The organism is Variovorax paradoxus (assembly GCF_030815975.1).
Classification (GTDB): domain Bacteria; phylum Pseudomonadota; class Gammaproteobacteria; order Burkholderiales; family Burkholderiaceae_C; genus Variovorax; species Variovorax paradoxus_N.
In genome coordinates this window covers 3,095,437-3,116,352 of sequence record NZ_JAUSXL010000002.1, presented here as the reverse complement: position 1 = coordinate 3,116,352, position 20,916 = coordinate 3,095,437, and the positions used below count along the sequence as shown (strand labels likewise).

The following is a 20,916-nucleotide window of genomic DNA, read 5'->3' as shown; positions in this document are numbered from 1 at the left end:
GCCCCTCGGCGGAGCTCCCCCGTGGAACCCCGGCAGGCAATTTGCTTCCAAGCTGTGTATATTGGCTGGACAGCCGACAAGGACAATCACTCATGATGGGCCAGAAATTGAAGATTACCGGCTGGGTCGCCGCCGGCGCCGTTGCCGGCGTCCTGACCACCGTCTCGTTGCAGACGGTCGCACGCGGCTCGCTCGCGCCGCTCCCGCTGGAGGAATTGCAGCAGCTCGCCGCTGTGTTCGGCATGGTCAAGAGCGACTATGTCGAGCCGGTCGACGAGAAAAAGCTCATTTCCGATGCCATTTCGGGGATGGTGGCCGGGCTCGATCCGCATTCCCAGTACTTCGACAAGAAGTCCTTCAAGGAATTCAGGGAAGGCACCACCGGCCGCTTCGTCGGTGTGGGTATCGAGATTTCCCAGGAAGACGGCCTCATCAAGGTGGTGTCGCCGATCGAGGGCTCGCCGGCCTTCCGCGCGGGCCTCAAGCCCAACGACCTGATCACCAAGATCGACGACACGGCCGTGCGCGGCCTGTCGCTCAACGAGGCCGTCAAGCGCATGCGCGGCGAGGCCAACACCAAGGTGCTGCTGACCATCTTCCGCAAGGACGAAAGCCGCACCTTCCCGGTCACGATCACGCGCGAGGAAATCCGTACCCAGTCGGTGCGCGGCAAGGTCATGGAGCCGGGCTACGGCTGGATCCGGCTGTCGCAGTTCCAGGAACGCACGGTCGACGATTTCGTGAAGAAGGTCGAGGACATCTACAAGGAAGAGCCCAACCTCAAGGGCCTGGTGCTCGACCTGCGCAACGACCCGGGCGGCCTGCTCGATGCGGCCGTCGCCATTTCGGCGGCCTTCCTGCCCGAGAACGTCACTGTGGTGTCGACCGACGGCCAATTGGCCGAGAGCAAATCCGTCTACAAGGCGGCGCCCGAGTTCTATCAGCGCCGCTCCGGCAGCGATCCGCTGCGCAACCTGCCCGCGGCCCTCAAGAACGTGCCGCTGGTGGTGCTGGTGAACGAAGGCTCGGCCTCGGCCAGCGAAATCGTGGCCGGCGCGCTGCAGGACCACAAGCGCGCCACCGTCATGGGCAGCCAGACCTTCGGCAAGGGCTCGGTGCAGACGGTGCGCCCGCTCGGACCGGACACGGGCCTCAAGATCACCACGGCGCGCTACTACACGCCAAGCGGCACTTCGATCCAGGCCAAGGGCATCGTGCCCAACGTGCTGATCGACGAAAGCGCCGAGGGCAGCCCCTTCGCCGCCCTGCGCATGCGCGAGGCCGATCTCGAAAAGCACCTGGCCAGCGGCCAAGGCCCCGAAGCCAAGGACCCGGAACGCGAAAAGGCCCGCGACGAAGCCCGCAAGCGCCTCGAGGAAGAAGCCAAGAAGCCGCCGCAGGACCGCAAGGTGCCTGAATTCGGCACCGACAAGGACTTTCCGCTGGTGCAGGCGCTCAACCGCCTCAAGGGCCAGCCGGTGCTGGTCAGCAAGACGCAGGTCATTGTCGAGAACAAGGACGAGAAGAAGGAAAACTGAAGCCGCGCCGCTACCAAGGTAGGACGGGGCCGAGGCGCGCATGGACGATCATGACCTGCTGCGCTATTCGCGCCACATTCTTCTCGAGGAGTTCGGCATCGACGGGCAGGCGCGCGTCGGTGCCGGCCGCGTGCTGATCATCGGCGCAGGCGGCCTGGGCTCTCCGGTGGCGCTGTATCTCGCGGCCGCCGGCGTCGGGCACATCGCGCTGGTGGACGACGACGAGGTCGATCTCACCAACCTGCAGCGCCAGGTCGCCCATACCAACGCCCGCGTGGGCCGGCTCAAGGTCGAATCGGCCGCCGAGGCCATGCGCGACATCAACCCTGACATCGCCATCGAGACGCACGCCCTCCGCGCCGACGAGGCGCTGCTCTCGCGCCTGGTCGCGCAAGCGGATGTGGTGGTCGACTGCTGCGACAACTTTGCCACCCGCCACGCGGTCAACCGCGCCTGCGTGGCGCATGGCAAGCCGCTGGTGGCGGGCGCCGCCATCCGCTTCGACGGCCAGTTGAGCGTGTACGACACGCGCGACGAAGCCTCGCCCTGCTATGCCTGCATCTTTCCGCCCGACGCGGCCTTCGAGGAAACGCTCTGCGCGGTGCTCGGCGTGTTCGGCCCGGTGGTCGGCACCATCGGCACGCTGCAGGCCAGCGAAGCGCTGAAGCTGCTCGCCGGCATCGGACCGTCGCTGGCGGGAAAACTCCTGATGTTCGACGGGCGGCGCACCGCATTCGATACGCTGCAGATTGCGCGCGATCCGCACTGCAGCGTCTGCGCGCAGCGCACGCGCGCCTGAGCGGGCGCCTGCGGCTCAGCGCGCCCTCGCGCCCTTGGCCTTGGCGGCGCCAGCGGCCGCCGGACCGGCGCTGGGCTTGTTGGCCTGCCCCAGCACGCTCTTGCAATCGGAGTCCTCGCCCGGACCGCTTTCGACGGTCGCGGCCAGTGCCAGGAGCGGATTGACGGCACCCAGCGCCAGCGCGGCCAGGCCACGCTGGGCCAGCGGAACCACCTTCAGGCCGCCTCTCGGTGCGCCGAAGGTGCCGCTCACCACCAGCGGCGTGCGGACCGACAAAATGCTCTTGCTCTTGGGCTCCGGGTAGACCACGAAGTCGAGGCCCTCGGTGGCCAGGTTGGCCTGCCCGGTGGCGGTGAACACGGCATTGGTCGTGTCCAGCATCAGCGTGCGACCCGTCATCAGCCCCTTGTTCACGTCGAACGCCAGCGCCGCGCAGCGCAGTTCGACGTTGCGGTCGCCGCGCAGCAGGAACTTGATGATGTCGCCGCCCACCAGTGTCGCGAACACAGGCAGCAGGTTGCCGAACTGGCCGCGCCCCGCCATGACCGCCACGTCGCCCGACGCGCCCCCGAGCCAGTTGGCCACGGTGCTGCCCGGGCCCGACAGGTTGATGCGCCCGTCCAGCCGCCCCACGCTATTGCCCGTGGTTTCGAGCTTGGGGAAAACTCGCGCCAGCTGCATCGCGCGCACGTCGAGCGAGGCCCGGATGTCTGCCGGATTCTTCGAGGCATCGATGCGGATCGCGCCGCTCATCCTCCCGCCGGCCATGCCGAGGTCGAGGGGATCGAGCGTCAGCACGCCGTCGGCCAGCTTGACCTGCACGCTGCCGCGATCGAGCGGGATGTCGCGTACGTTCCGGATGCGGTCCGCCGTGTACTTCACATCGGCGTTCATCGCATGCACGCGCTCGAAGTCGAGAGGGGCCGCGGGCAGCACCTTGCCGCCGGGGCGCCTGGCCTGGGTGATGGTCGGCGGCGGCGCCACGCCTTCCACCGCCCGGGCCGAGCGTTCGGTGGGCCGCAGGCCGATCAGCGGGCCCAGGTCATCCATGTCCATCAGCCGGGAGCGCAACTCGCCCGCGAGGTGCGGCACCTGGCCGGCCTTGTCGAAACGCATGTCGCCGGCAATGTCGGAAAGGCCGAGCCGGCCCTTGAGTCCCGCCACCTCCCACAGCTTGCCGCGCTTGCGCAGATCGCCGCTCAGGGCATAGGGCGAGGTCTCCGGCAGTGCGATGCCCAGCAACGGGAACAGGGCGCCCAGCGTCTGGCCCTTGAGATCGAACTTCGCCTCGATGCCGTCGAGGTCAGCCAAGTCGGTCACCGTGCCAGTGGCCTTCAGCCGCGTGTGGCCGGCCGCGCCATCGATCTCCATCGGGAACGGCGGCTGGCCGGCCGCCTTGAGCTGCAGCACGTTGCCGGTGCGGCCCTCGGCCGTCAGCGGCTGGCCCTTGTAGCGGCCCTTGATGCGATAGCTCAGGGGCAGTGTGCCGCGGCTGGTGTCATAGCTCACGTCCGCATGCAGGTCGACCCCCAGGTGCATGGCCAGGAAATCGACCGCGCCGCCGTCGATCTCCATCAGGCCGATGACGGGCACGGTACCGGGATCGGAGGTGTCCTTGCCAAGCGCCCACGTGCGGCGCCCGTCCGGCTCCATCTGCAGGCCCAGGGTGGGCGACGAAAGCGCGAGCCGCGGAATCACGACCCTCTGCGTGATGAGGGGCCACAGCCGGATGTCGAATTCGGCGCGCTCGGCCTTGACCAGGTAGGGATCGCGGGCCCACGGCGGATTGGCAAATTCGATGCCGTCGGCCTTGACGGTGGCTCCGCGCAGGCCGATGCCCACATCGAGCCGGCGCGTGATCTCGAACTTGCGCCCGGTCTTCTCGCTGACGTAACGATTGACGGGCCCGCGCAAGGTATCCCACGGAAAGAACACCAGCAGCACCGCCAGTGCGGCAAGCAGCAGCACGAAAGCCGCAAGCAGCTTGAGCCAGAGCGGCCGGTTGCGAAGGACGTTCGGTGCCATGCCACTGGATATATCCGCCGCGTCGCATCGCGGGTCGGCAATGGACCGCAAAAACCGTGAGGCGTTGCCTACGGAACGGCCTCGCCAGCACCTTCGTCGGAACCCGCCTACAACACCCTTCCTCCGAACCTTGCATGATGCTCGTCGGCGGCGCCTCAAATTTCCGGTGTGCAGGCATTCGCCAGCAGGGGGCGTCGAAGGCACCTGCCAATGTCAGAGGAAGCGCGGTTCGGCATGGAGACAAGATTGCAGACCTACATCGTCGAAGACAACCTCACGATCCGTGAAAACCTCATTGGCACCCTGGAAGAACTTACCTGCACGACGGTGGTCGGCTTTGCCGAAACCGAAGCCCATGCGAGGCAGTGGCTGCACGATCACAGCGAGGAGTGGGACCTGGCGGTGGTCGATCTCTTCCTCAAGCAAGGCAGCGGCCTGGGCGTGCTCCAGGCCTGCACTTCGCGCAGGGCGAACCAGAAAGTGGTGGTGCTCAGCAACTATGCAACGCCCGACATCCGGCGGCGATGCGCCGAGTTCGGGGTGGATGCGGTGTTCGACAAGTCGAACGAGATCGACGCCCTGGTCGATTTCTGCATCCTGGAGGCGGTGGCTCACCGCCCCACCAGCGGCACCGGCGGCACCGGCTGAAGAACAGGCCGCACCCGGGCGCGTCTTCTCCAGCGGCGGCCGGTTGCTGCCGTCAATCGATCAGCTTGTTCTTCAGTGCGTAGTACGTGAGGTCGCTGTTGGAGGACAGGTTCATCTTCTCCATCAGGCGCGTGCGGTAGGTGCTGACGGTCTTCACCGACAGCGACAGCGTCTTGGCGATGTCGCCAGCGGTCTCGCCCTTGGCAAGCTTCAGGAACACCTGGAATTCTCTTTCCGACAGCTGCTCGTGCGGTGCCGCGTCGTCCTTGCGGTCGAGTTGGCGCGCCAGCAATTCCGCGACGGCCGGCGTGATGTAGCGGCGGCCCAGAGAGATGGTGCGGATCGCGTTGACGATCTCGATCGGATCGCACTCCTTGTTGAGGTAGCCGCTCGCGCCCTGGCGGATGAGATTCATCGCGTAGTGCTCTTCAGGGTAGCCGCTCAGGATGAGGATGCCCACGTCCGGCGCCTTGGCGCGGATCATGGCGAGCGCGTCGATGCCGCTCTGCCCCGGCATGGAAAGGTCCATCACCAGCACGTCGAGTTCCGTGGTGCGCACGAGCTCGATGGCCTCGCGTCCGCTGGCGGCTTCGCCGGCCACGCGCAAATCCACGTGTTCCGAGAAGAACTGCCTCAGGCCCGATCGCACGATGGCGTGGTCGTCCACAATTCCAATTTTGATCATCTGTTACTTTCTTCGTTGTGTCGCGTCCGTGGAAGCCGCGGCATGCCGGTCCCCTACTTGTTGTCAATTATTCACGAACTTGTGTTGAAAGCACCTTCGAAAGTTTCATGCATTGGTTAGCCCTTCCAAAAATGGCCGTGAGCCTGCTGCTCGCGGCGCTGGCCGCGCTGGCCCTCGTTGGAATCAACGAGGCCGGATACCGCCAGTCGAGCCGCGCCCTGGCAGACATCGACGCGGCGCTGAAGGTGCGCGGTACGCTCAACCAGATCCTGCAGAACATGCTCGACGCCGAAACCGGCCAGCGAGGCTACCTCCTGACCGGCGAAGCCAGCTACCGGCAACCCTACGACACGGCGGTCAGGCAGGTCGACGGCCATCTTGCGGCGTTGGGCCAACTGTACGCCGAACGCCCGGTCGAGCGCACGCGGCTGGCGGAGCTTTCGAAGCATGTGCTGCGCAAGATCGCCGAAATGGACATGAGCGTGCGGCTGCGGCAGGACGGCAAGGAGGAGGCCTGGAAATTCGTCATCACGACGGACGTGGGGCGCGAGGAAATGGATTCCATTCGCAAGACCGCCGGCGAATTGGCGGACATCAGCAACGAAACCCTGCACCAAAGCCAGATCCAGGTGATGAAGTCGCTGCGGCTGGCGCGCATCGGTACCGCCATTGTGGCGCTTGCCGCGTTCCTTGCCTTCTTCCTGTACCTGCGGCAGGCGCATGCGCTGCGCTCCATCGGAGAGCGCCAGCAGGAAACACTGCAGCGCGAACGCAACGCGCTCGAAGACGAAGTGCGCGAACGCACCGCATCGCTGGCCGAACTGGCCACCCACCTGCAGGATGTGCGCGAAACCGAGCGCGGCTATCTCGCGCGGGAGCTGCATGACGAGCTCGGCTCGCTGCTGACCGCCGCCAAGCTCGACGTGGCCCGCCTCAAGTCGAGGCTGCTGGAAGCGCCCGACGCCACCCAGCGGCTGCAGCACCTGACCGAGCTGCTCAACAGCGGCATCGCGCTCAAGCGCCGCATCATCGAAGACCTGCGGCCGTCGTCGCTGTCGAACCTCGGGCTGGTCGCATCGCTCGAGATTCTCGGGCGCGAGTTCGCCGAGCGCTCGGGCATCCAGATCCAGATGGCGCTCGAACCGGTGGCCATGGACGAGTCGCGCCAGCTCACGATCTACCGCATGGTGCAGGAGAGCCTGACCAACATCGGCAAGTACGCCGAGGCCAGCGAAGCGACGATCGTCCTGAAGAACTACGAGAACCACGCGGTCGTGGAAGTGGCCGACAACGGAAAGGGCTTCGACCCCCAGCGCATCCGTCCGTTGACGCATGGCCTCGCGGGCATGCGCCACCGGGTCGAGGCGGCCCGCGGCAAGCTCACGATCACGTCGACGCCGGGCCGGGGAACTCGCGTGAGCGCCATGCTGCCCAGCGCGAAGCCCCACTGACCTCTTGCCGGCACCCCCTTCGGTATTTCTGCACGGATCGGCGCGCAAGGAACTCGGCCATCTCCTACGCTCCCCGCGCCCAGCCGCTGACAGCTCCTCGCGGGGGGCCCCACTTAAGGTTGGCGACGTGCCGTTCATTTCGTCTTGAACGAGCAATTTCAAAACAACGAGCGAAGCCTCGAAGGAGTCCACATGTTGTATTACGCAGTGGTGTTTCTGGTCATCGCGCTGATTGCCGCCGTGTTCGGTTTCGGCGGCATTGCAGCCAGCGCGGTAGGGATCGCCAAGATCCTTTTCGTGATCTTCGCCGTGCTTGCCATCGCCAGTTTCCTGGCCGGCTTGCTACGACGCAAGTAGCGTAGGTACGATCCACAGGCTCCCGCAATTCACCTCCCCGGAAAGGAAAATTCATGAACACGACCAAGACTCCCTCGCAAGTTGCCGACGAGGCCCGCCAGACCGCCAACGATGCGGTTGAAACGACCCGGGCCTATGCACAGAACGCGGTGAATGCGGCTGGCGAGAAGGTCCGCGAATTGCGCCGCGACGCGGAACCCCGCGGTCGAACAACTGGCGGCACGCGTACAGCAGGCGGTGCAGCGCGGCCTCGATGCGGCCTCGACCACGAGCGCACGTGCACAGCGCCGGCTGGAACAGGCGGCCGACGTCACCGGACGCTACATCTCCGACCAGCCCGTGCGCTCGGTGCTGATTGCAGCCGCGGCCGGCGCCGCAATCACGGCCCTCATCGTGCTGGCCAGCCGCAACCGCCGGGACGACTATTGATCTGATCCGCTGAAGACACGCACGCAGTTCCACCGGTTCCGCGCACCATGCTTCATCCGATTTTTTCCACGGTGCTCGGGCATCCGGAACTCATCGCCGACCACGCCGCCAACTACGCGGCACTGGTAAGACAGGAGGCCTCGGAAGCGGGGCGCGGCATCGTTGCCCGCATCGTGGCCGGCGTGCTGGCGGCGGCCAGTGCCATGCTGGCCCTGGGGCTCATCGGCGTGGCCGTGCTCATGGGCGTGCTCCATGGCAGCTTCCACTGGGTGCTGGTGGCCGTGCCCGGCGTTGCCCTGGCGGTCGCCGGAATCTGCGCCTGGATGGCGGCGCGGCCGTTCCCGGGCTATGGATTCGACGATTTGCGCGCCCAGGTCGATGCCGACCTGAGGGCATTGCACGAGGCAGGAGCTCGCCATGAACACAGATGAGCGCAGTTTCCTGACGCCGCAGGAGCGGCTTGCCATCTCGCGCCGTGCACTCGTCAGGCAACTGAACGGCGAAGACGAGCCCGAGAGCAGCGGCAACCGCGGCAGTCGCAGCGCAGCGCAGGAACATCCGGCAGGAATGCACGCCGGCGGTGAAGCGGCAGACCGGGAATCTTCCATGCGCGGCCGCAATCAGTGGGCATCGATGGCGCGCAGCATGACCGAGCGCTGGTGGCGCCGCCATCCAGCGCATGCGATGGGCCAGCTCGCCCGCCCCCTGCTCGAACACTACGCCCGCAAGGAACCGGCCAAGCTCATGGCGCTGGCAGCGGCCACGGGGGCGGTGATCGTGCTGACCAAGCCGTGGCGCCTGCTTTCCTTCACGGCGGTGCTGGCGGCTGTGCTCAAGACATCCGACGTGGCTGACGTCGTCAACACGTTGATGCGGAAAAACACCAGCCCACGAAAGGACTCTCCATGAATGCCAATGCTTCCACCGCCACGGGCGCGACAAAACATCAGCGCCTGGTGCTCGACGAACAAGCCATCGGCGCTGCCGCCAGGAGCCTCGACGAAGGCGCGGTCACGCCAAGCTACGGCCCCTGGCGCGACGATGTCCTCAAGCTGCTGAACGACGCGCTGGCCACCGAACTGGTCTGCGTGCTGCGCTACAAGCGCCACTATTTCACCGCCAACGGCGTGTCGTCGCCGAAGATCGCCGAAGAATTCCTGGTGCACGCCAACCAGGAGTCGGCCCATGCCGACCGCATCGCGGAACGCATCGTGCAACTGGGCGGAGAACCGGACTTTGCGCCGACGCACCTGCTCGATCGCAGCCATGCGAGCTACGACGAGTCCACCGAGCTGCAGGCCATGGTGCGCGCCAATCTCGTGGCCGAGCGCATCGCCGTGGAAACGTATCGGCAGATGATCGCGCTGATCGGCGACAAGGACCCGACCACCCGGCGCATGCTGGAAGACATTCTTTCCGACGAGGAAGAGCACGCGGACGAACTCAAGGATTGGCTCGGCCACTGAGCGGTATCGGGGCCTGTGCGCGGCCGGTCACCCAGCAAAAAGCCCGGGCGGACCGGGCTTTTTCTTTTTCTCGAGGGAGAACGAAGGAAGCGGTCAGCCCCTGACCTCGAGCTGGTTGTTCACCGAGGTCACGCCCTGCACGCCCTTGGCGATTTCCTCGGCACGTGCCTTGGCAGCGGCTGTGGGTGCGGGCCCCTTGAGGCTCACGACGCCGCCCTTAGTGTCGACGTCGATCTTGATCGCGCTCAGGTCCGGGTCCTTCGCCAGGCCCGCGGACACCGATGCGGTGATCGCGGCATCGTCCACCGTGGCGCTCACGGCCGCACCGGCGTTCTTTGCGGCGTCCTTCACCTCGGCGGCGGTGCCGGAGGCGTCGATCTTCGCCTTCGCGTCCTTGAGGGCCTCCGCGGTCTTGGCGGCCGCCGTGTCGGCCGCCTTCCCGGTCTTTTCGATGGCGCTGTCGAGCTTCTCGCCCGCCGTGCGGTTGCCTGCGTTGTCGCACGCGGCGAGGGTCAGCGCGGCGCCGGCCAGCAGCACGGCGAACCATGCGCGCGAAGACGGCATGGCGATGATTGTTTGACGAATATTGTTCATTTGGAATCCTCCGGTCGCTCGCAGGGAGCAGGAAAAGGCGTGGCCCGACAGGGACCACCACGTTTCACTCTAGCTTTAGGACCGCGCAGGCAGGGATGGCCGGCGGCGCGAAACCCTGTAGGACGGAAGGGTCAAGCCGTGACGATCCAGCCTTCGAGCGGATCGAACTGCTCCGGCAAGCCGTAGCCCGGGCCGGGTGTGGAAGCGCGCTGCGCGCTCCAGGCGGCCTGCACGAGGCAGAGCACCGCGTCGATGTGGTCGCCGCGGGCGTCGCCCAGCAGCTCGACGCGCTGGGCGCCACTGAGGGCCAGCCGCAAGCCGAGCCGCGTGGTGCCCGCTTCCAGCGCCGCAAGCAGGTCGGTCCGTGCCGCCAGCCGCTCGGGTGTCTGCTTCGCGGACTCGTCACTCTTGTAGCTGCGGCGCCCGATCAGCTCGCGCGCCAGCAGCCCCGGATAGGCCTCCAGCGCAACGCGGCTGCCGTTGCTGCCGATGTGCAGCCCCGGTAGGCTCGCGCCCGCGTCCAGCAGCGGCGGCACGCCCGCATGAAGCATGAAGGCCACGGGCGGGTTGACCCATTTCATCGACGTGCTGGACCCGGCAGGCCCGTCGGTCGCCCGATGCGCGAACTTCCCGCCGACCGGGCGGGCGGCACAGAAGGCCGCGAAGGTGGCGCGGATCTCGGCGCGGCTCAGGTCCGCATAGTGCGTCATGAGCGCATTCCACTCCCTGGGCCATTGCAGATGCTCCACCAGTTCGCGCGGAAGCCCGAACGGAAAGTCGAAGCCGCCGATCCACGCGGGTTCGCTGCGCAGCCATTCGGCCCAGGCATCGAGCGCCGTGAAGCGCAGCAGATCCCCCAGCACCAGCTCGCCCGCATCGCCGATGTGGCCACCGGCCACGACGATCGGCTTTCGCGCCGTGGGTGCGCAAGAGAAATCGCAGCCGAAGAGCAGCGCCGGGTTCTTCATCCTCACCCCAGCGCGAGCGCCACCACGCCGGCCGCGATGAAGGCGGCGCCCAGCAGCCGCAGCAGGCGGTCGCCCTCGCGCAGCAGGTGGCCACCGATCAGCGCGGCGAACAGCATCGAGACCTCGCGCGCCGGCGCGACGTGGGAAATGGGCGCCTGCTGCACCGCATAGAGCACGAGCACGTAGGAAACCGGGCTGATCGCCGCCACCAGCAACGCGTACTTCCACTGCGCGCGCCACATCCGCGCGGTGGCGGCGCGGTCGTGCAGCGCCGCAGGCAGCAGCAGGCCCACGCGCACGAAGTTGCTGAAGTAGTCGAGCAGGATCGGCGACATCGCCAGGAACTTCACCGCATAGCTGTCGGCCACCGTGTAGGCCGCGATGAAGGCGCCGGTCAGCACGCCGTAGCGGATGCCCTTGTGCACCCGCGCGCGCTGGACGGGGTCATGCTTTTTGCGCCAGAGGCCCGGACCGCCCGCCACCAGGAACACGCCGAGCACCACGCCCGCGATGCCCGCCACGCCCATCAGGCTGATGCGCTCGCCCAGGAACAGGATCGCGACCAGCGACGACAGCAGCGGACCCGAGCCGCGCGCCAGCGGATAGACCACCGTGAGATCGGACTTGCGGTAGCCGCGCAGCAGGATGACGTAGTAGAAGACGTGCAGCACGCCGCTCAGCGCGATGAAGCCCCACTCCCGCAGGCCCCAGTCCGGCACCACGCGCCAGCCCAGCGTGATGCCCACCGGCGCCCAGACGACGGCCATGAAAACGCCGCTCTGAAACGCGAAGCGCGCATCGCCGTTCGCCTTCTTGGCGGCGATGTTCCAGCTGGCATGAATGATCCCGGCCAGCAGGATCAGCGCGAAGGCGGAGAGTGGCACCCCGGAAGAAACGGGGCTTAGTGGCGCCCGACGATGGCGGCGGTGGCCATCAATTCTTCGAGCAGCGCGAGCGAGACCTTGCCCGACACCGCGTACGGATTGAGCTCGGGCTTTTCCGAATACTTGAGCAGGGTCGAGGCATTGAGCTTGGAGAGGTTGACCTGCCCCATGGTCCAGCCGCCGAAGCGGCGCTCGGAAATTTCTTCGTAGTGCAGCAGCACCACGTCCTTGTGGCGGGCATCGCGCTGGATGTGGCCGTAGAGCTCGCTGATGGCCATGCGTCCGCCTTCGATGGCCTGCAGGAAGGTGCCCGCACCGTAGCAAAGAATGCCGGTGATGCCGCAGGCCGTGTTGTGCGTGCGCGATTGCGCGAGGATGGCCTCGACGGCCTCGGGGCTGGTGTCGACGGCGCGGCTGGCGTAGAGAAGGCGGACCAGCATGTTCAGCTCCTTCGTGGCAGCAGGGAAAGGAATTCGCGGCGCAGGCTCGGGTCCTTCAGGAACACGCCGCGCATGACGGAGTTGATCATCTTGCTGTCCATTTCCTTCACGCCGCGCCAGGCCATGCAGAAATGCTCGGCTTCCATCACGAGCGCCAGGCCGTCGGGCTGCGTCTTTTCCTGGATCAGGTCGGCCAGCTGCACCACCGCCTCTTCCTGGATCTGCGGACGGCCCATCACCCATTCGGCAAGGCGTGCGTACTTCGACAGGCCGATGACGTTGGTGTGCTCGTTGGGCATGATGCCGATCCACAGCTTGCCGATGATCGGGCAGAAGTGGTGCGAGCAGGCGCTGCGCACGGTGATCGGGCCGACGATCATCAGCTCGTTCAGGTGCTCGGCGTTGGGGAATTCGGTGAGCGAAGGCGGCGCCACGTAGCGGCCCTTGAACACTTCGTTCAGGTACATCTTGGCCACGCGGCGCGCGGTGTTGCCGGTGTTGTGATCGTTCTCGAGGTCGATCACCAGGCTTTCGAGCACGCCCTTCATCTTGACCTCGACCTCGTCGAGCAGCGACTCGAGTTCGCCGGGTTCGATGAACTCGGCGATGTTGTCGTTGGCGTTGAAGCGCTTGCGCGCGGCGGTCAGGCGCTCGCGGATCTTCACCGAGACGGGCGTGCCCTCATCGTCGTTGTTGCCATCAGGGCGCGGTTCCACGTCGGTTTTCCTCAGCATCCGCGCATGGTATCAGCGAACGCATTTTGCCAGCGCCCGGCGGGGAACACCGCGCAAGCGCAATTCATGCCAGCGCAAAATCGGCCACCAGCGGCAGGTGGTCGGACATGCGTGCCCAGATGGGCCCGCGCGGCACCGAACAGGCCACCGGTTCGAGCTCGCGCCCATAGACGAAATCGAGCTGCGCCACCGGCAGGCGCGACGGGTAGGTGAGGGTTCGCGGCCCGCGCAGGTCGCTGGCGTCGCGCAGGCCCATGGCGTTCATGGCGTAGCGCATGCGCGCGCCCCAGTCGTTGAAGTCGCCGGCCACGACCACCGCCTCGCCGGCCGGCACCTCGAGGTCGATGAACTCTCGCAGCCTGGCAACCTGGCGCACGCGGCTGCCCTTGATGAGCCCCAGGTGGACCACGATGGCATGCACCGGGCGGCCCTCCACTTCGATCACCACATGCAGCAGGCCGCGCTGCTCGAAGCGGTGATCGGAAATGTCCTGGTGGCCGGTGCGGATCACCGGCCAGCGGGTCAAGAGCGCATTGCCGTGCTCGCCGTGGCGCGTGATGGCATTGGTTTCGTAGACGGCGGTGTAGCCCTCGGGCGCAAGGAAGTCGGCCTGCGGAAGCTCGGGCCAGCGCTCGAAACGCAGCGCGGCCTGCCGGTTCATCTTGCGCACTTCCTGCAGGCAGACGATGTCGGCGTCGAGCTGCTCGATGGCATGGCCCAGGTTGTGGATCTCCAGGCGCCGGGCCAGCCCGATGCCCTGCACACCCTTGTGGATGTTGTAGGTGGCCACCCGGAGGTTGTATGCCGGCAGGTTCATCGCACAAATTCTGGCAGCAACAGAATGGCTTCGGCGTTGGACGGGGAAAAGCACGCTTCGGCCGCCACGCGGTAGGGCAGCCACTTCCAGTGGGTGTGCTCGCGGGGCGCCAGCGTGGGCACCAGGCGCTCGGGCACGCACAGGCCGAACAGGTGCTCGGTGTTGTGCGTCACGCCGGGCGCATAGCGCGAGCGCCAGCGCGGATAGATTTCGTAGACGTTGCGCAGCTGCCAGTCGACCAGCCGCGATGCGAGCGGGCTGCCCTCGCCGCACTGGATGCCGGTTTCCTCGGCCACCTCGCGCGCCGCGGTGAGCGCCAATGGCTCGTCGGCCGCGTCCTTGCTGCCGGTGACCGATTGCCAGAACTCGTCGGCATCGGCGCGGCGGATCAGCAGCACCTCGAGCGCCGGCGTGTGGATGACGACCAGCACCGACTCCGGAATCTTCCAGGGCCGGGCGCTGGCGGTCATGGGCGTTCAGGCGGGTTGCTGTGTGTTGCGCAGCCGGATGTGCAGTTCGCGCAGCTGCTTCTCGTCGACCGGGCTCGGCGCCTGCGTGAGCAGGTCTTGCGCGCGCTGGGTCTTGGGGAAGGCGATCACGTCGCGGATCGACTCGGCGCCGGTCATCAGCATGACCAGGCGGTCCAGGCCGATGGCGATGCCGCCGTGCGGCGGTGCGCCGTACTGCAGCGCGTCGAGCAAAAAGCCGAACTTGAGCTGCGCGTCCTCGGCACTGATCTTGAGCGCGCGGAACACCTTGCTCTGCACTTCCTCGCGGTGGATACGCACCGAACCGCCGCCCATTTCGATGCCGTTGAGCACCATGTCGTAGGCCTTGGCAATGCACTTCTCGGGCGCGGTGTCCATGAGGTCTTCATGGCCGTCCTTGGGCGCGGTGAACGGATGGTGCACGGCGCTCCAGCGCTGGCCTTCCTCGTCGAATTCGAACATCGGGAAGTCGACCACCCACAGCGGCGCCCAGCGGTCGTCGAACAGGCCCGCCTTCTTGCCGAAGGCGCTGTGGCCGATCTTCACGCGCAGCGCGCCGATCGCGTCGTTGACGACCTTTTCCTTGTCGGCGCCGAAGAACAGGATGTCGCCGTTGCGAGCGCCCGTGCGGGCGATGATCTCGGCCAGCGAGGCATCGTCGAGGTTCTTGACGATCGGGCTTTGCAGGCCCTCGCGGCCAGCCGCGGCGTCGTTGACCTTGATGTAGGCCAGGCCCTTGGCGCCGTAGATCTTGACGAACTCCTGGTAGGCGTCGATCTCGCCGCGCGAGAGCCCGCCCTCGGCGCCACCGCCCGGCACGCGCAGCGCAACCACACGGCCGCCCTGCATGGTGGCGGCGTTCGAGAACACCTTGAATTCGACGCGCTTCATGAGCTCGGTGAGCTCGGTGAATTCGAGCTTCACGCGCAGGTCGGGCTTGTCCGAGCCGTACTTGAACATCGCGTCGCCATACGTCATGGTCGGGAACACCGGCAGCTCGATGCCCGCGGCGTTGCGGAACACGGTGCGGATCATGCCCTCGAACATCTCGCGGATTTCTTCTTCGGGGAGGAACGAGGTTTCGATGTCGATCTGCGTGAACTCGGGCTGGCGGTCGGCGCGCAGGTCTTCGTCGCGGAAGCACTTCACGATCTGGTAATAGCGGTCGTAGCCGGCCACCATCAGGAGCTGCTTGAAGAGCTGGGGCGACTGCGGCAGCGCGAAGAAGCTGCCGTCGTGCACGCGGCTGGGCACGAGGTAGTCGCGCGCGCCTTCGGGCGTGGACTTGCCGAGCATCGGGGTCTCGATGTCGATGAAGCCGTTGGCGTCGAGGAACTTGCGCGTTTCCATCGTCACCTTGTAGCGCAGCATCATGTTGCGCTGCATGGCCGGGCGGCGCAGGTCGAGCACGCGGTGCGTGAGGCGGGTGGTTTCCGACAGGTTGTCGTCGTCCAGCAGGAACGGCGGGGTGACCGAGGGGTTGAGCACCTTGAGCTCATGGCACAGCACTTCGATCTTGCCGCTCTTGAGCTGGTCGTTGGTGGTGCCTTCGGGGCGGGCGCGCACCAGGCCGGTGATCTGCACGCAGAACTCGTTGCGCAGGTTTTCGGCCACGGCAAAGGTGGAGGCGCGATCGGGGTCGCACACCACCTGCACGTAGCCTTCGCGGTCGCGCACGTCGACGAAGATCACGCCGCCATGGTCGCGGCGGCGGTTGACCCAGCCGCACAGGGTGACGGTTTGGCCCATCAGGGCATCGGTCACAAGACCGCAATAGTGAGTACGCATGGCCATATCTTGAATTCCGGCGCCGCGAAGGCGCGTTTTACTTGTTCGCGATGGACGAAGGGCCGCCGGGAACGACCACCCCCATCGAGACGATGTACTTGAGCGCTTCGTCCACGCTCATCTTGAGTTCGATGCAGTCGCTGCGCTTGAGCATCACGAAATAGCCGCCCGTGGGATTGGGCGTGGTCGGCACGTAGACGCTGAGGTAGTCGCCGCCGCCCAGGTGCTCGACCACGTCGCCGCCGGGCATGCCGGTCACGAAGGCGATGGTCCAGACGCCTTCACGCGGCCACTGCACCAGCACGGCCGTGCGGAAGGCGTTGCCGTTCTCGGAGAACAGCGTGTCGGACACCTGCTTGACGCTGGAGTAGATCGAGCGCACGACCGGAATGCGCCGCACCACGGCGTCGCCCCATCCGAGCAGGCGCTTGCCCACGAAATTGCTTGCAATGGCGCCCACGCCCAGCAGGATGGCCAGCGTGAGCAGCACGCCGAGCCCGCGCACGTTGTTGTCGTACAGCCATTTCTGCCAGACCGAAGGCAGCACCCAGAGCGTCTGGTCCAGCGTGTCGATGATCCATTTCAGCACCGCCAGGGTGATGAACAGCGGAACGATCACCAGCAAGCCGGAGAACAGCCATTTGCGCAGGGCGAGCATGGGAGGTGTTCTCAGGCGCTCTTGGCGGCAGGGACAGGCGCTGGGGCTGGCGCCGGAGCGGGGCTGGGGGCCGCAGCGGCGCTGGAAGCGTCCGCGGGCTTGGCGGACGGCGCGGCGGCGGCGTCGCCGTTGGCTGCCGGGGCCGCCGTGGCAGGCTCGGCCTTCTTGCCGCTGCCCTCGCGGAAATCGGTCACGTACCAGCCGGAACCCTTGAGCTGGAACCCGGCGGCGGTGACTTGCTTCTCGAATGCACTCGCGCCGCAGGCCGGACACACCGAGAGCGGTGCATCGGACATTTTCTGCAGGGCGTCCTTGGCAAAGCCGCAGGCGCTGCACTTGTAGGCGTAGATGGGCATTGGAATTGAGGTGAAAAGCGGCGCAAGAACGAAACACGGGCCGCTAGCAAAGCCTTCGATTATAAGGGCCCCCCGCGCGCCTGAGCCCGCATGGCCAGGCCAGTGCACCCGCGGAACCGGCTCCGCCTGGCCGCCGGGTACGCCCCCCAGTGGGGGGAGGCGCCGAAGGCGCTTCGGGGGGCGTTTCTAGGCCGCCAGCAGCCGGTGCGGCGTGCGGGTGTTGGCCACCCACTGCGGCGCCAGCGATCCGGCGACCATGCCCGCGAAAGAGGCGAGCACGCCGGCCAGCTGGGCCGGAAACTCGCTGCCCCAAGGCATGGCCAGGAACAGCAGCCAGACACCGATGCCCAGCAAAATGGAGGCGACGGCACCCTGCGTGGTGGCGCGGCGCCAGTACAGCCCGCACACCAGCGGCACGAAGGCGCCGACCAGCGGCACCTGGTAGGCGCCAGACACCAGTTCGTAGATGGGCGTGCCCTGCATGCGGATGGCATAGGCCAGCACGGCCGCGCTGAAGACCAGCACGGTGATGCGCATGGTCATGAGGTTCTGGCGGTCGGTGCCCGCGGGCCGGAACTGGCGCCAGATGTTCTCGGTGAAAGTGACGCTCGGCGCCAGCAGGGTGGCCGACGCGGTCGACTTGATGGCCGACAGCAGCGCACCGAAGAACAGCACCTGCATCACGAAGGGCATCTTCTCGAGCACCAGCATCGGCAGCACCTTCTGCGGATCTTCCTTCAGCAGCGTGGAGGTCTGCTCCGGCATGATGAGGAGCGCGCTCGCCACCAGGAACATGGGCACGAAGGCGAACAGGATGTACGCCACCCCGCCGATCACCGGGCCGCGTGTGGCGGCCTTGGCGCTGTTGGCCGACATGACGCGCTGGAACACGTCCTGCTGCGGAATGGAGCCCAGCATCATCGTGATGGCCGCGGCAAAGAAGAACACCATGTCGTGCCAGCGGGGCTCGGGCCAGAACTTGAAGAGTTCCTTGCTGAGCGCGAAGGCCACCACCTTGTCGGCACCGCCGGCCATGTTGCCGGCGAACACGGCGATGATGGCCAGTCCCGAGACCAGGATGATCATCTGGATGAAGTCGGTCACGGCCACCGACCACATGCCGCCGAACAGCGTGTAGGCCAGGATCGAGACCACCCCGATCACCATGCCCACCGGGATGGAAATGGTGCCGGCGGAGAGCACATTGAACACCAGCCCCAGCGCCGTGACCTGCGCCGACACCCAGCCCAGGTAGCTCAGCATGATGATGAGCGAGCAGGCCACCTCGACGCCGCGGCCGTAGCGCTCGCGGTAGTAGTCGCTGATGGTCAGGAGCGTCATGCGATAGAGCTTGCCCGCGAAGAACAGGCCCACCAGGATCAGGCAGGTGCCGGCGCCGAACGGGTCTTCGATCACGCCGTGCAGGCCGCCTTCGATGAACTTGGCCGGAATGCCAAGCACCGTTTCGGACCCGAACCAGGTCGCGAAGGTGGTCGTCACGATCATGTAGAGCGGCAGGTGCCGCCCGGCAATGGCGAAGTCGGTGGTGTTTTTCACCCGCTTGGCGGCGTAGAGGCCGATCGCGATGGTGACCAGCAGATAAACGACAACCAGCGTCAGCAGCACGGGGAGACTCCTCTAGAACAATTTCACGCGCACCAGCAATTGCATGGCGAGCAACCCCAATACAAATCCTATGCCACCGTAGATGATGGTCTGCAACAGCCTGTTGGTGCGCTTTTGCGCGGCCAGCAGTTCCAGCAACTCGCGGCGGTGGTCGGCGGGCCGATTTTCAAGGAAATCGTGCAGCAGGCGCGGCAATTGGGGCAACAATTTTGCGTAGCGCGGGGCTTCGGCCTTGAGCTGCTGGAACAGCTTCTTCGGCCCGATCTGGTCGACCATCCACTTCTCGAGGAAGGGCTTGGCGGTGTGCCAGAGGTCGAGTTCCGGATCGAGCTGGCGGCCCAGCCCCTCGATGTTGAGCAGCGTCTTCTGCAGCAGCACCAGCTGCGGCTGGATCTCGACATGGAAGCGGCGCGAGGTCTGGAACAGCCGCATCAGCACCATGCCGAGCGAGATTTCCCTCAGCGGCCGGTCGAAGTACGGCTCGCAGACGGTGCGGATGGCGCCCTCCAGCTCGTCGATGCGCGTGCCTTCGGGCACCCAGCCGCTCTCCAGGTGCAGCTCGGCCACGCGCTTGTAGTCGCGCCGGAAGAAGGCCACGAAGTTCTGCGCCAGGTACTCCTTGTCGGACTCGGTCAGCGTGCCGATGATCCCGAAGTCGAGCGAGATGTAGCGCCCGAAGGTCTCCGGCGCGAGGCTCACCTGGATGTTGCCCGGGTGCATGTCGGCATGGAAGAAGCCGTCGCGGAACACCTGGGTGAAGAAGATCGTGACGCCGTCGCGCGCCAGCTTGGGAATGTCGACGCCGGCCGCGCGCAGGCGGTCGAGCTGGGCAATGGGCACGCCGTTCATGCGCTCCATCACGATCACCTCGGGGTGGCAGAAGTCCCAGAACATCTCGGGAATCAGCACCAGGTCGAGCGAGGCCATGTTGCGGCGCAGCTGGGCGGCGTTGGCCGCCTCGCGCACCAGGTCGAGCTCGTCGTGCAGGTACTTGTCGAACTCGCCGACCACCTCGCGCGGCTTCAGGCGCTTGCCGTCGGGCGAGAGCTTCTCGACCCAGCCGGCCATCATGGCCATGAGCGCCAGGTCTTTCTCGATCACGCCGCGCATGCTGGGGCGCAGCACCTTCACCGCGACCTCGCGCACATCGCGCTCGTCGGTTCGGATGGTTGCAAAGTGGACCTGGGCGATCGACGCGCTGGCGATCGGCGTCTCGTCGAACTGCACGAACACGTCGCCCACCGGGCGGCGGAAGGCGCGCTCGATGGTCGCAATGGCCACCGCCGAGGGGAACGGCGGCACGCGGTCCTGCAGGAAGGCGAGCTCGTCGGCAATGTCGGGCGGCAACAGGTCGCGCCGGGTCGACAGCACCTGGCCGAACTTGACGAAGATCGGGCCCAGGCGTTCGAGCGCCTCGCGCAGGCGCTGGCCGCGCGGTGCGTCGAGGTTGCGGCCGATGGAAACGACGCGCGCCACCACGCGCAGCCAGGGTTTCTGGAAGCTCGTGAGCACGAGCTCGTCCAGGCCGTAGCGCAGCGCGACCCAGACGATGACTAGTCCGCGGTAGAAGCGCCTCATTCGGCCGTGCTCGCCGAGCCAGCCGCCGTGCCGCCGGCCTGCTCGGGCTTGCGGCCGCCGACGAACTGGCGCAGTGCCTCCACGACCCGGCGCGCGCCATTGGAAACGGTGTGCGCCGGCACATCGCCGATCAGGCGGGCGAGATCGTCCTCGACGTCCCAACGCACATGGTCGACCAGCCAGTTGACCTCGGCCGCGAGCTGCACGTCGCCGATGATCTGCACCGAAGGCTTGCCGCCGCGCAGCGTGGCGCGCGCCAGCTCGAAGGGGGATGCGTCCGTGACGGTGAGCGTGAGCTCGGGCACCGAGCCAGCGGGCGCGAGATCGAGCAGGCCGGCCGGCGTGGCCACCAGTTCCATCGTCACGAAGCGCCACTGAAAGCGCACCACCCGCCCCTGCTGCCTGAGCAGCCGCTGCTGGGCCTCGGGCTCCTGCTGCAGCACATGATTCAGGAACAGCACCGCACGATGCTGGATCTCGTGCACCGCCCAGGCGGGCGGCTGCAGACGCTCGCCGATGCGATTGAACAGATCGTCGAGAAAAGAAAATGGGGACGATGGTGTAGCCATGTCCCCATTATCGGTTCT

Annotated in this window: 24 protein-coding genes; 9 read left to right on the top strand and 15 right to left on the bottom strand. The window is 66.5% G+C overall.

Going from position 1 to position 20,916, the window contains the following annotated elements; all coding sequences use genetic code 11:
- Positions 1 to 95 precede the first annotated feature (95 nt).
- Complete coding sequence (locus tag QFZ47_RS18365; protein WP_307658967.1) at positions 96 to 1,538, top strand: S41 family peptidase; 1,443 nt, start codon at positions 96 to 98, stop codon at positions 1,536 to 1,538.
- Positions 1,539 to 1,578: 40 nt separating this feature from the next.
- On the top strand, positions 1,579 to 2,337 hold the full coding sequence (locus QFZ47_RS18360; protein ID WP_307656977.1) for a HesA/MoeB/ThiF family protein: 759 nt from the start codon (positions 1,579 to 1,581) through the stop codon (positions 2,335 to 2,337).
- Positions 2,338 to 2,352: 15 nt separating this feature from the next.
- On the opposite strand, the gene QFZ47_RS18355 is transcribed toward QFZ47_RS18360, so the two are convergent.
- Positions 2,353 to 4,362 (bottom strand): AsmA family protein, encoded by a 2,010-nt coding sequence (locus QFZ47_RS18355; protein ID WP_307656976.1) that lies wholly within the window; start codon positions 4,360 to 4,362, stop codon positions 2,353 to 2,355.
- A gap of 234 nt (positions 4,363 to 4,596) precedes the next feature.
- On the opposite strand from QFZ47_RS18355, the gene QFZ47_RS18350 reads away from it, so the two are divergent.
- Entirely contained in the window at positions 4,597 to 5,010 is a 414-nt protein-coding gene (locus QFZ47_RS18350; RefSeq protein WP_015866881.1) for a response regulator, read from the top strand.
- Positions 5,011 to 5,062: 52 nt separating this feature from the next.
- Here the strand turns inward: QFZ47_RS18350 and QFZ47_RS18345 are convergent, their stop codons facing one another.
- Positions 5,063 to 5,695, bottom strand: coding sequence for a response regulator (locus QFZ47_RS18345; RefSeq protein WP_007837167.1), 633 nt, complete (start codon positions 5,693 to 5,695; stop codon positions 5,063 to 5,065).
- A 107-nt stretch (positions 5,696 to 5,802) separates the two neighbouring features.
- On the opposite strand from QFZ47_RS18345, the gene QFZ47_RS18340 reads away from it, so the two are divergent.
- The 6 genes from QFZ47_RS18340 to QFZ47_RS18315 all read left to right on the top strand — a co-directional run bounded on the left by QFZ47_RS18340 (position 5,803) and on the right by QFZ47_RS18315 (position 9,398).
- The gene (locus tag QFZ47_RS18340; protein WP_370880591.1) at positions 5,803 to 7,146 is read left to right on the top strand and encodes a CHASE3 domain-containing protein; all 1,344 of its coding nucleotides are present in this window, start codon (positions 5,803 to 5,805) and stop codon (positions 7,144 to 7,146) included.
- Positions 7,147 to 7,338: 192 nt separating this feature from the next.
- Positions 7,339 to 7,503: a DUF1328 domain-containing protein gene (locus tag QFZ47_RS18335; RefSeq protein ID WP_015866884.1), complete on the top strand. Its 165-nt coding sequence runs from the start codon at positions 7,339 to 7,341 to the stop codon at positions 7,501 to 7,503.
- A gap of 153 nt (positions 7,504 to 7,656) precedes the next feature.
- The gene (locus QFZ47_RS18330; protein ID WP_307656975.1) at positions 7,657 to 7,932 is read left to right on the top strand and encodes a hypothetical protein; all 276 of its coding nucleotides are present in this window, start codon (positions 7,657 to 7,659) and stop codon (positions 7,930 to 7,932) included.
- A gap of 47 nt (positions 7,933 to 7,979) precedes the next feature.
- Positions 7,980 to 8,363: a phage holin family protein gene (locus tag QFZ47_RS18325; protein ID WP_307656974.1), complete on the top strand. Its 384-nt coding sequence runs from the start codon at positions 7,980 to 7,982 to the stop codon at positions 8,361 to 8,363.
- A complete protein-coding gene (locus QFZ47_RS18320) occupies positions 8,350 to 8,841 on the top strand; it encodes a hypothetical protein (protein ID WP_307656973.1) in 492 nt (163 codons plus the stop codon). Before QFZ47_RS18325 ends, QFZ47_RS18320 begins: the two co-directional genes overlap by 14 nt.
- Positions 8,838 to 9,398: a ferritin-like domain-containing protein gene (locus QFZ47_RS18315; RefSeq protein WP_307656972.1), complete on the top strand. Its 561-nt coding sequence runs from the start codon at positions 8,838 to 8,840 to the stop codon at positions 9,396 to 9,398. The genes QFZ47_RS18320 and QFZ47_RS18315 overlap by 4 nt, the downstream gene beginning before the upstream one ends.
- 93 nt (positions 9,399 to 9,491) lie before the next feature.
- On the opposite strand, the gene QFZ47_RS18310 is transcribed toward QFZ47_RS18315, so the two are convergent.
- From QFZ47_RS18310 to QFZ47_RS18250, 13 genes are all read right to left on the bottom strand, one after another.
- Positions 9,492 to 9,992, bottom strand: a complete 501-nt coding sequence (locus QFZ47_RS18310) for a BON domain-containing protein (RefSeq protein ID WP_307656971.1) — start codon at positions 9,990 to 9,992, stop codon at positions 9,492 to 9,494.
- A 131-nt stretch (positions 9,993 to 10,123) separates the two neighbouring features.
- Positions 10,124 to 10,960 (bottom strand): DUF429 domain-containing protein, encoded by an 837-nt coding sequence (locus tag QFZ47_RS18305; RefSeq protein WP_307656970.1) that lies wholly within the window; start codon positions 10,958 to 10,960, stop codon positions 10,124 to 10,126.
- Positions 10,961 to 10,962: 2 nt separating this feature from the next.
- Complete coding sequence (locus QFZ47_RS18300) at positions 10,963 to 11,844, bottom strand: DMT family transporter (RefSeq protein ID WP_307656969.1); 882 nt, start codon at positions 11,842 to 11,844, stop codon at positions 10,963 to 10,965.
- A gap of 17 nt (positions 11,845 to 11,861) precedes the next feature.
- Complete coding sequence (locus QFZ47_RS18295; RefSeq protein WP_307656968.1) at positions 11,862 to 12,284, bottom strand: BLUF domain-containing protein; 423 nt, start codon at positions 12,282 to 12,284, stop codon at positions 11,862 to 11,864.
- Positions 12,285 to 12,286: 2 nt separating this feature from the next.
- The gene (gene folE / locus QFZ47_RS18290) at positions 12,287 to 13,018 is read right to left on the bottom strand and encodes a GTP cyclohydrolase I (RefSeq protein ID WP_021008797.1); all 732 of its coding nucleotides are present in this window, start codon (positions 13,016 to 13,018) and stop codon (positions 12,287 to 12,289) included.
- 64 nt (positions 13,019 to 13,082) lie between these two features.
- The gene (locus tag QFZ47_RS18285; RefSeq protein WP_307656967.1) at positions 13,083 to 13,835 is read right to left on the bottom strand and encodes an endonuclease/exonuclease/phosphatase family protein; all 753 of its coding nucleotides are present in this window, start codon (positions 13,833 to 13,835) and stop codon (positions 13,083 to 13,085) included.
- Positions 13,832 to 14,305: a dihydroneopterin triphosphate diphosphatase gene (nudB, locus tag QFZ47_RS18280; protein WP_307656966.1), complete on the bottom strand. Its 474-nt coding sequence runs from the start codon at positions 14,303 to 14,305 to the stop codon at positions 13,832 to 13,834. The genes QFZ47_RS18285 and nudB overlap by 4 nt, the downstream gene beginning before the upstream one ends.
- A gap of 6 nt (positions 14,306 to 14,311) precedes the next feature.
- A complete protein-coding gene (gene aspS / locus QFZ47_RS18275) occupies positions 14,312 to 16,117 on the bottom strand; it encodes an aspartate--tRNA ligase (RefSeq protein ID WP_307656965.1) in 1,806 nt (601 codons plus the stop codon).
- 31 nt (positions 16,118 to 16,148) lie between these two features.
- Complete coding sequence (locus QFZ47_RS18270) at positions 16,149 to 16,769, bottom strand: DUF502 domain-containing protein (RefSeq protein WP_307656964.1); 621 nt, start codon at positions 16,767 to 16,769, stop codon at positions 16,149 to 16,151.
- A gap of 11 nt (positions 16,770 to 16,780) precedes the next feature.
- Positions 16,781 to 17,125: an FmdB family zinc ribbon protein gene (locus tag QFZ47_RS18265; RefSeq protein WP_307656963.1), complete on the bottom strand. Its 345-nt coding sequence runs from the start codon at positions 17,123 to 17,125 to the stop codon at positions 16,781 to 16,783.
- A 186-nt stretch (positions 17,126 to 17,311) separates the two neighbouring features.
- Positions 17,312 to 18,751 carry a high affinity choline transporter 1 gene (locus QFZ47_RS18260; RefSeq protein ID WP_307656962.1) on the bottom strand — a complete coding sequence of 480 codons (1,440 nt, stop codon included), beginning with the start codon at positions 18,749 to 18,751 and terminating at the stop codon, positions 17,312 to 17,314.
- 12 nt (positions 18,752 to 18,763) lie between these two features.
- On the bottom strand, positions 18,764 to 20,329 hold the full coding sequence (gene ubiB, locus QFZ47_RS18255) for a ubiquinone biosynthesis regulatory protein kinase UbiB (protein ID WP_307656961.1): 1,566 nt from the start codon (positions 20,327 to 20,329) through the stop codon (positions 18,764 to 18,766).
- Positions 20,326 to 20,898 carry a ubiquinone biosynthesis accessory factor UbiJ gene (locus QFZ47_RS18250; RefSeq protein ID WP_307656960.1) on the bottom strand — a complete coding sequence of 191 codons (573 nt, stop codon included), beginning with the start codon at positions 20,896 to 20,898 and terminating at the stop codon, positions 20,326 to 20,328. Before QFZ47_RS18250 ends, ubiB begins: the two co-directional genes overlap by 4 nt.
- Between the last annotated feature and the right edge of the window lie 18 nt (positions 20,899 to 20,916).

Bases quoted from the DNA above. Each gene is read 5' to 3' on its own strand.
- QFZ47_RS18365 (WP_307658967.1), top strand. From the start codon at position 96: ATGGGCCAGAAATTGAAGATTACCGGCTGGGTCGCCGCCGGCGCCGTT.
- QFZ47_RS18360 (WP_307656977.1), top strand. From the start codon at position 1,579: ATGGACGATCATGACCTGCTGCGCTATTCGCGCCACATTCTTCTCGAG.
- QFZ47_RS18355 (WP_307656976.1), bottom strand. From the start codon at position 4,362: ATGGCACCGAACGTCCTTCGCAACCGGCCGCTCTGGCTCAAGCTGCTT.
- QFZ47_RS18350 (WP_015866881.1), top strand. From the start codon at position 4,597: ATGGAGACAAGATTGCAGACCTACATCGTCGAAGACAACCTCACGATC.
- QFZ47_RS18345 (WP_007837167.1), bottom strand. From the start codon at position 5,695: ATGATCAAAATTGGAATTGTGGACGACCACGCCATCGTGCGATCGGGC.
- QFZ47_RS18340 (WP_370880591.1), top strand. From the start codon at position 5,803: ATGCATTGGTTAGCCCTTCCAAAAATGGCCGTGAGCCTGCTGCTCGCG.
- QFZ47_RS18335 (WP_015866884.1), top strand. From the start codon at position 7,339: ATGTTGTATTACGCAGTGGTGTTTCTGGTCATCGCGCTGATTGCCGCC.
- QFZ47_RS18330 (WP_307656975.1), top strand. From the start codon at position 7,657: ATGCGGCTGGCGAGAAGGTCCGCGAATTGCGCCGCGACGCGGAACCCC.
- QFZ47_RS18325 (WP_307656974.1), top strand. From the start codon at position 7,980: ATGCTTCATCCGATTTTTTCCACGGTGCTCGGGCATCCGGAACTCATC.
- QFZ47_RS18320 (WP_307656973.1), top strand. From the start codon at position 8,350: ATGAACACAGATGAGCGCAGTTTCCTGACGCCGCAGGAGCGGCTTGCC.
- QFZ47_RS18315 (WP_307656972.1), top strand. From the start codon at position 8,838: ATGAATGCCAATGCTTCCACCGCCACGGGCGCGACAAAACATCAGCGC.
- QFZ47_RS18310 (WP_307656971.1), bottom strand. From the start codon at position 9,992: ATGAACAATATTCGTCAAACAATCATCGCCATGCCGTCTTCGCGCGCA.
- QFZ47_RS18305 (WP_307656970.1), bottom strand. From the start codon at position 10,960: ATGAAGAACCCGGCGCTGCTCTTCGGCTGCGATTTCTCTTGCGCACCC.
- QFZ47_RS18295 (WP_307656968.1), bottom strand. From the start codon at position 12,284: ATGCTGGTCCGCCTTCTCTACGCCAGCCGCGCCGTCGACACCAGCCCC.
- folE (WP_021008797.1), bottom strand. From the start codon at position 13,018: ATGCTGAGGAAAACCGACGTGGAACCGCGCCCTGATGGCAACAACGAC.
- QFZ47_RS18285 (WP_307656967.1), bottom strand. From the start codon at position 13,835: ATGAACCTGCCGGCATACAACCTCCGGGTGGCCACCTACAACATCCAC.
- nudB (WP_307656966.1), bottom strand. From the start codon at position 14,305: ATGACCGCCAGCGCCCGGCCCTGGAAGATTCCGGAGTCGGTGCTGGTC.
- aspS (WP_307656965.1), bottom strand. From the start codon at position 16,117: ATGGCCATGCGTACTCACTATTGCGGTCTTGTGACCGATGCCCTGATG.
- QFZ47_RS18270 (WP_307656964.1), bottom strand. From the start codon at position 16,769: ATGCTCGCCCTGCGCAAATGGCTGTTCTCCGGCTTGCTGGTGATCGTT.
- QFZ47_RS18265 (WP_307656963.1), bottom strand. From the start codon at position 17,125: ATGCCCATCTACGCCTACAAGTGCAGCGCCTGCGGCTTTGCCAAGGAC.
- ubiB (WP_307656961.1), bottom strand. From the start codon at position 20,329: ATGAGGCGCTTCTACCGCGGACTAGTCATCGTCTGGGTCGCGCTGCGC.
- QFZ47_RS18250 (WP_307656960.1), bottom strand. From the start codon at position 20,898: ATGGCTACACCATCGTCCCCATTTTCTTTTCTCGACGATCTGTTCAAT.